This is a genomic window from Streptomyces sp. AcH 505 (assembly GCF_000818175.1).
Classification (GTDB): Bacteria; Actinomycetota; Actinomycetes; order Streptomycetales; family Streptomycetaceae; genus Streptomyces.
The window spans coordinates 1,381,430-1,388,280 of record NZ_JTIY01000001.1 but is presented as its reverse complement, the minus strand read 5'-3'; the positions used below and the strand labels follow the sequence as shown (position 1 = coordinate 1,388,280).

7 protein-coding genes and 1 pseudogene are annotated in these 6,851 nt (G+C 71.3%); 6 read left to right on the top strand and 2 right to left on the bottom strand.

What is annotated here, in order from left to right; genetic code table 11:
* Positions 1 to 308 (top strand): annotated as a pseudogene (locus HY68_RS43530) (hypothetical protein); the annotation flags it as partial.
* On the opposite strand, the gene HY68_RS06355 reads toward HY68_RS43530, so the two are convergent.
* Positions 298 to 1,335, bottom strand: a complete 1,038-nt coding sequence (locus tag HY68_RS06355) for a hypothetical protein (protein ID WP_041985421.1) — start codon at positions 1,333 to 1,335, stop codon at positions 298 to 300. The pseudogene HY68_RS43530 and the gene HY68_RS06355 sit on opposite strands and share 11 nt — an antisense overlap.
* Positions 1,336 to 1,599: 264 nt before the next feature.
* Here HY68_RS06355 and purN point away from each other — a divergent pair, with 264 nt between their 5' ends.
* Together purN and purH are read left to right on the top strand one after the other, a co-directional pair.
* Positions 1,600 to 2,232, top strand: a complete 633-nt coding sequence (gene purN / locus HY68_RS06350; RefSeq protein WP_041995306.1) for a phosphoribosylglycinamide formyltransferase — start codon at positions 1,600 to 1,602, stop codon at positions 2,230 to 2,232.
* The gene (purH, locus tag HY68_RS06345; RefSeq protein ID WP_041985418.1) at positions 2,229 to 3,788 is read left to right on the top strand and encodes a bifunctional phosphoribosylaminoimidazolecarboxamide formyltransferase/IMP cyclohydrolase; all 1,560 of its coding nucleotides are present in this window, start codon (positions 2,229 to 2,231) and stop codon (positions 3,786 to 3,788) included. The genes purN and purH overlap by 4 nt, the downstream gene beginning before the upstream one ends.
* Before the next feature lie 102 nt (positions 3,789 to 3,890).
* Here the strand turns inward: purH and HY68_RS06340 are convergent, their stop codons facing one another.
* A complete protein-coding gene (locus tag HY68_RS06340) occupies positions 3,891 to 4,496 on the bottom strand; it encodes an RDD family protein (protein ID WP_041985413.1) in 606 nt (201 codons plus the stop codon).
* Between the two features lie 234 nt (positions 4,497 to 4,730).
* Between HY68_RS06340 and HY68_RS06335 the strand changes: the two genes are divergently transcribed.
* From HY68_RS06335 to HY68_RS06325, 3 genes are all read left to right on the top strand, one after another.
* The gene (locus HY68_RS06335; RefSeq protein ID WP_041985411.1) at positions 4,731 to 5,594 is read left to right on the top strand and encodes a bifunctional methylenetetrahydrofolate dehydrogenase/methenyltetrahydrofolate cyclohydrolase; all 864 of its coding nucleotides are present in this window, start codon (positions 4,731 to 4,733) and stop codon (positions 5,592 to 5,594) included.
* Positions 5,595 to 5,625: 31 nt separating this feature from the next.
* Positions 5,626 to 6,231, top strand: a complete 606-nt coding sequence (locus HY68_RS40425) for a DUF3017 domain-containing protein (protein WP_078863457.1) — start codon at positions 5,626 to 5,628, stop codon at positions 6,229 to 6,231.
* Between the two features lie 191 nt (positions 6,232 to 6,422).
* Positions 6,423 to 6,851, top strand: a 429-nt coding sequence (locus tag HY68_RS06325; RefSeq protein ID WP_157874433.1) for a helix-turn-helix transcriptional regulator, incomplete at its 3' end; no start/stop codon positions are given.

Sequence of the window (6,851 nt, the reverse complement as noted above, 5' to 3'; positions counted from 1 at the left end):
TCGCCGCCGTACCGCAGCCCGCGCGTCCGGCGGCGGAAGGGCCGGATGCCGACACCGATCCGGACGCCGACTACGACTTCCTGCCGGCCGAGGCCTGGCACGACGACGCGCGCGAGGCCCGCTGGGCGGCGTTCAAGGAGGTCGCGGACGGTCCGGTGCCCGCCTTCCCCACGCCGGCCGCACCCGTCGTGCCCGTCACGCCCCCTCAGCAGCAGGAGCCGCCCTCCACGGAGGAGGGCGGCTCCAAGACCGAGACCGATCAGCGCGACAAGGGCGAGGCTGACACCCCGCCGACCGCTACTCCTTGATCCCGAAGACCGAGACCAGCGAGTGCGGCAGCTCGTCGTTGCACGAAATCTGACCCGTTTTGGTGAGGGCGTCGTCCACGCAGGTGTAGTAGTCGCGGTAGACGAGCTGCACCGTGAACGTCGCCGCCACGATCGCCAGCGCGAGCCCGGCCGTCACGATCCCGCTCACCGCGGCCGTCGTCTGCGGCTTGCCGGTACCGGTCGTACCGGCCGGCGGACGCTGTCCGCCCTGGGCCGACGACCGCTGCGAACCCGCCGCAGGGGCGCGGTCCGACGGCTCGGCCGACGGCTGCGCCGGGGCGTTGAACGGGTCGGGCCTGCCGGCGGCGGCGCGGCCCTCCGTGCGCTGCGCCGGCTGCTTGTTCCGCAGCGAACTGATGCCCCAGTACAGACCGAGCGCGCCGAGCAGCAGCGCGATCTCGGGGAAGTTGAACAGCGCGAAGAAGAAGGCCCACATCCCCGCCAGCAGGGCGTAGCGGGCGCGGCGCTGGGCCGGGTCCTTCGGGTCCCAGCGCAGTCCGCGGCCCCCTTCGGGACCGCCCTGGCCAGGCTCACGGCCCGGTCGGCCGTTCTGTGGATCCGGGGTGTTGCGGCTGCCCGGACGGCTGCCGAAGCCGCCCTGCGAGCGGCCGGGCTGCTGGCTGCTCCACTGGCTGCCCCAGACCGGACGGTCGCCGTCCGTGCCCGAACCGTCGTCGTCGGGGGAGTCACCGCCGCCGTGGTGGCGGGGCCGCCACGGCTGGTCGGGTCTGTCCTCGGGCGGAGGCGCGAACGGATTGTCGTCGGAAGAACCGGACGAAGGCCCGGACGATCCCGGACCGGAACCCGAGCCCGAGCCGGAACCCGAGGCCGAGCCGGAACCCGAGCCCGAGCCGGAACCCGAGGCCGGGTCGCCCGGTTCAGCAGGTCCTGACGACCCGGAGGACCCCGTGGGCCCGGTGGAAGAGGACTGGCGTTCCCGCTGCAGCAGCACCGGCCCGGAGGGCGGCGGGAGGTGGAGCGCCGTGCGGCGGCGTCGGTCCGGCATCTGGTGAACGTCTTCCCCTCAGACCCTGCGCGCGGGGGTCTTGGTCTCGTATGGCCCGTCGAGAGACGGAACCCTGTCCCCTGACGCTACCTCCCGGCCACGCCCCCGTCCCGTGGGGGCGGCTCGGTGTGCCGGTATCGTTGCTGACGGTCGGCTCCTTCGTAGAGTTCCCCACATCGCGGGACACGATTTGTTCGTACGACCACACAAAGCCCGCAGGGACCTCTCGCCGAGGCCGTGCTCGCGCACAGAAAGGCGCCCGTCGTGGCCTCCGCGCCCCTCTCCCGTCTCGTGGTCCTGGTCTCCGGATCCGGTACGAATCTGCAGGCCCTGATCGACGCCATCGGCGACGACCCGGAGGCCTACGGCGCACGGATCGTCGCGGTCGGCGCCGACCGCGACTCCATCGCCGGTCTCGACCGCGCCGAGCGCGCGGGGCTGCCGACCTTCGTCTGCCGGGTGGGCGACCACGCGACACGTGCGGAGTGGGACGCGGCGCTGGCCGCCGCCACCGCGGCGTACGAGCCTGACCTGGTGGTCTCGGCCGGTTTCATGAAGATCGTGGGGAAGGAGTTCCTCGCGAGGTTCGGCGGGCGCTTCATCAACACGCACCCCGCCCTGCTGCCCAGTTTTCCCGGTGCCCACGGCGTACGCGACGCACTCGCGTACGGGGCGAGGGTCACCGGCTGCACCGTCCACTTCGTCGACGACGGTGTCGACACCGGCCCGATCATCGCCCAGGCGGTGGTCGAGGTGCGGGACGAGGACCACGAGGACGGTGGCGTCGCGCTCCATGAGCGCATCAAGGAAGTCGAGCGACGGCTGCTCGTCGATGTCGTGGGGCGTCTGGCCCGGCACGGCTACCGCATTGAGGGACGAAAGGTGTCAATCCAGTGACCGCCGAAGGTACGAAGCGGCCGATCCGCCGCGCGCTGGTCAGTGTCTACGACAAGACGGGCCTCGAAGAGCTGGCCCGCGGGCTGCACGAGGCAGGCGTCACGCTGGTCTCGACAGGATCGACGGCCTCGAAGATCGCCGCCGCCGGTGTGCCCGTCACCAAGGTCGAGGAGCTGACCGGCTTCCCCGAGACGCTGGACGGCCGCGTCAAGACGCTGCACCCGCGCGTCCACGCCGGCATCCTCGCCGACCTCCGGCTCGACTCGCACCGCGAGCAGCTGGCCGAACTGGACATCGAGCCCTTCGAACTCGTCGTCTCGAATCTGTATCCGTTCCGCGAGACCGTCGAGTCGGGGGCGACCCCGGACGAGTGCGTCGAGCAGATCGACATCGGCGGCCCCTCGATGGTGCGCGCCGCCGCCAAGAACCACCCGTCGGTCGCCATTGTCACCAGCCCCGACCGGTACGCGGACGTGCTCGCGGCTGTTCAGGACGGCGGGTTCGACCTGACGACCCGTAAGCGGCTCGCCGCCGAGGCGTTCCAGCACACCGCCGCGTACGACGTGGCCGTGGCGTCCTGGTTCAACGAGGACTACGCGGCGGACGACTCCGGCTTCCCCGAGTTCCTCGGCGCCACCTACGAGCGGTCGGCGGTGCTGCGCTACGGCGAGAACCCGCACCAGCCCGCCGCGCTGTACACGAGCGGTACGGGCGGCCTCGCCGAGGCCGAGCAGTTGCACGGCAAGGAGATGTCGTACAACAACTACACCGACACGGAGGCCGCGCGCCGGGCCGCCTACGACCACGCCGAGCCGTGCGTCGCGATCATCAAGCACGCCAACCCGTGCGGGATCGCCATCGCCGACAACGTGGCGGAGGCGCACCGCAAGGCCCACGACTGCGACCCCGTCTCCGCGTTCGGCGGGGTGATCGCCGTCAACCGGCCGGTGTCGGTGGCGATGGCCGAGCAGGTCGCCGAGATCTTCACCGAGGTCATCGTGGCGCCCGACTACGAGGACGGCGCCGTCGAGGTGCTGGCCCGCAAGAAGAGCATCCGGGTGCTGCGCTGCGCCGGTGCCCCGGCCAACTCCGTCGAGGTGAAGGCCGTCGACGGCGGCGCGCTGCTCCAGGTCACCGACCGGCTCCAGGCGGACGGCGACGACCCGGCCACCTGGACGCTGGCCACCGGCGATGCGCTGTCCGAGGCCGAGCTGGCCGAGCTGGCCTTCGCCTGGCGCGCCAGCCGCGCCGTCAAGTCCAACGCGATCCTGCTCGCCAAGGGCGGCGCTTCCGTCGGCGTCGGCATGGGTCAGGTCAACCGCGTCGACTCGGCGAAGCTCGCCGTCGAGCGCGCGGGGGAGGAGCGGGCGCGGGGTTCGTACGCGGCGTCCGACGCGTTCTTCCCGTTCCCCGACGGTCTTGAGGTGCTGCTCGAAGCGGGCGTCAAGGCCGTGGTGCAGCCGGGCGGTTCGGTCCGTGACCCGCTGTCGGTCGAGGCGGCGGAGAAGGCCGGCGCGACGATGTACTTCACCGGGACGCGGCACTTCTTCCACTGACACACGTCCCACGGGTCCGCGCACCCGCACGCACAGGGGCCGCGCCTCCCCCAGGGGAGCGCGGCCCTCGTGCGGTCCTGCGGCTGTCGTCAGCGCACGTGATTACTTGGTCTTGATGACGATCGACGAGCAGATCTTGTCCGCGAACGTCTGGTTCTTCTCGTCCCACGCCGGCCACAGCCAGCCGATGTAGCAGGGGAGGCTGTCGAGGAAGTGCGCGAGGCGGCGGACGAACGCCATGCCGACGCCCAGCGGCTGACCGTCAGCCTCGCGGACCAGCCGGATCCCCACGGCCTTCTTGCCGATGGTCTGACCCGTCTTGCCCTCCTGGATCAGCTGCCAGATGGCTATACCGAGCAGCGCGAGGCCGCCGATCGCGGCGAAGATCCCGGAGATGGCGCCGTCGCTGTTCACGCCGATGATGAAGAAGAGGTACGGGACGAGGAAGACGAGCCCGTCGACGATCGTGCCGAGGAACCGCGCGCCCCAGTTCGCGTAACTGGGCGCCGATCCGTAGCCGTATCCGCCCTGGCCGGGTGCCTGCGGGTAGCCGTACGGCTGGCCGGGCTGCTGCGGGTAGCCGTACCCCTGCTGCGGGACGCCCTGCGGGGCCTGCTGGGGGTAGCCGTATCCGGGCTGGCCCGGGGGTGTGCTGCCCGGCTGACCCTGTTGCTGGCCGTACGGGTTGTTCGGGTCGCCGAAGCTCATTGCGGTATTCCTCCGTCGGTGGTGCGGGGACGGCGCGGCCCGCGCGGAGGAACAAGACATGACTGAGCGGACCGCTCCCCCGACACTTTCCGCGCTCTGCGCGGTCATCGTGGTATTCCGTCCGACTTTCTGTCCAGTCGTATGACGTATGCGTTGTGTAAGTGCAACCTGTGCCGCAGTCCGTTCCGGCCTCGAATTGGAACAGGGGAGGGGTCATCCGCGAGGATGGGGGCCATGAGCGCCCAGATTCTCGATGGCAAGGCCACCGCAGCCGCGATCAAGTCCGAACTGACCGTCCGAGTGGCGGCCCTCAAGGAGCGAGGCGTGACCCCGGGCCTCGGCACCCTGCTCGTCGGGGACGACCCGGGCAGCCGCTGGTACGTCAACGGCAAGCACCGCGACTGCGCGGAGGTCGGTATCGGCTCGATCCAGCGCGAACTGCCGGACACGGCAACGCAGGAGGACATCGAGGCGGTGGTGCTGGAGCTGAACGCGAACCCCGACTGCACCGGCTACATCGTGCAACTCCCGCTGCCCAAGGGCATCGACACCAACCGGGTGCTGGAGCTGATGGACCCGGACAAGGACGCCGACGGACTGCACCCGATGAGCCTCGGCCGGCTCGTGCTGAACGAGACGGGGCCGCTGCCCTGCACCCCGTACGGCATCATCCAACTGCTGCGCCACCACGGCGTGGAGATCAACGGCGCGCACGTGGTGGTCGTCGGCCGTGGCATCACGGTCGGCCGGTCGATCCCGCTGCTGCTGACCCGTAAGTCGGAGAACGCGACCGTGACCCAGTGCCACACCGGCACCCGCGATCTGTCGGCGCAGCTCAGGCAGGCCGACATCGTCGTCGCCGCCGCCGGGGTGCCGCACATCATCAAGCCCGAGGACGTCAAGCCGGGCGCCGCCGTGCTCGACGTCGGCGTCAGCCGGGACGAGAACGGCAAGATCGTGGGCGACGTGCATCCGGGCGTGGCCGAGGTGGCGGGCTGGATCTCGCCGAACCCGGGCGGCGTCGGCCCGATGACACGTGCCCAGCTGCTGGTCAACGTCGTCGAGGCGGCGGAGCGTACCGTCGTCGACGCGGGCTGAACGCGAGCCGAACGGGAAAGGGGCACCACACATGGGTGCTGGTACGAGCGCGGGCGACGCGACGGGTCCGCAGGCACGGTCGCGGGCCGGGACGGCACCGTCCGCCGCCCCGGCGGAACCGCAGGGCCCTGCGGAGCCGTTGGAGCCGGCGGCACAGAACGGTACGGCGGCGCAGAACGGCGCTGTGAACGGTACGGCCGCGCAGAACGGCACTGCGGCCTCCGCGGCCGACGCCGTTCCCGAGGAGGAGGTCCCCGCGACCACGGCGCGCCCCGAGGGCAGTGGCCGCGCCGCGGCCCCCGACGCGCCCGCGCCGGTCCGGCAGTGGCCGCTGATCAGTGTGCTCGGCACGACCGGGCTCGGCCTGCTGATCGTCGGTCTGCACCCCTTCGACGAGGCGTTCCGGATCGGCACGATGCTGATCGGGGTCGCCCTGATCGGCGGCGCGGTGCTGCGCCGGACGATCCCGTCCGTCGGCATGCTCGCCGTGCGCTCACGCTTCACCGACATGGTCACGTACGGCCTGCTGGGTATCGCGATCGTGCTGCTCGCGCTGATGACGCAGCCCGATCCGTGGCTGGAGTTCCCGTTCCTGGAGGACGTGGTCCACTCGACGGTCAAGACGCCCACACCGTGAGGCGTTGAGCTTGTACGAGTGCGGCGGCGCCTGTCTTCTCCCCCGAGACGAGGACGGGCGCCGCCGACATCCACAGCGTCATGGACGTGCCGGGCGGCTACAAGGGCTGCCTGGTCGCTGTGGCACGGAAGTGACCATTCCGCCACGGTGTGATCCGTGCGCAACGGATGTGAGACAAGAGGGTGAGGCACATGCCGCGCTGGAAGACGCTGCCGGACGAACTGGACCCGGAGGTCAGGGAGTTCACCGGACAGCTGCGCAGACTCCTCGACCGCGGCGGCCTCGGTGTCGCGGCGGTCGCCGACCGGACCGGCTACAGCAGGACGTCCTGGGAGCGGTATCTGAACGGCCGGCTGCTGCCGCCGAAGGGTGCCGTCGTCGCTCTCGCCGAGGCGACCGACACGAACCCGGCGCACCTGATCACGATGTGGGAGCTGGCCGAGCGGGCATGGAGCCGCTCGGAGATGCGCCACGACATGACCATGGAACAGATACGCATCTCCCAGGCGCGCGCGGCGCTCGGTGAGCCCGGGGACGTCCCGGAGGGCGCGCCCGGCGTCGTACCGCGCGACTGGGGGACCCCACCGCGCGCCGCCCAGGCCCCGGGGCCCGGCGCGCAC

What these genes read in the sequence shown, in the direction of transcription:
- HY68_RS06355 (WP_041985421.1), bottom strand. Translation starts at nt 1,335, where the DNA reads ATGCCGGACCGACGCCGCCGCACGGCGCTCCACCTCCCGCCGCCCTCC.
- HY68_RS06340 (WP_041985413.1), bottom strand. Translation starts at nt 4,496, where the DNA reads ATGAGCTTCGGCGACCCGAACAACCCGTACGGCCAGCAACAGGGTCAG.
- HY68_RS06335 (WP_041985411.1), top strand. Translation starts at nt 4,731, where the DNA reads ATGAGCGCCCAGATTCTCGATGGCAAGGCCACCGCAGCCGCGATCAAG.
- HY68_RS40425 (WP_078863457.1), top strand. Translation starts at nt 5,626, where the DNA reads ATGGGTGCTGGTACGAGCGCGGGCGACGCGACGGGTCCGCAGGCACGG.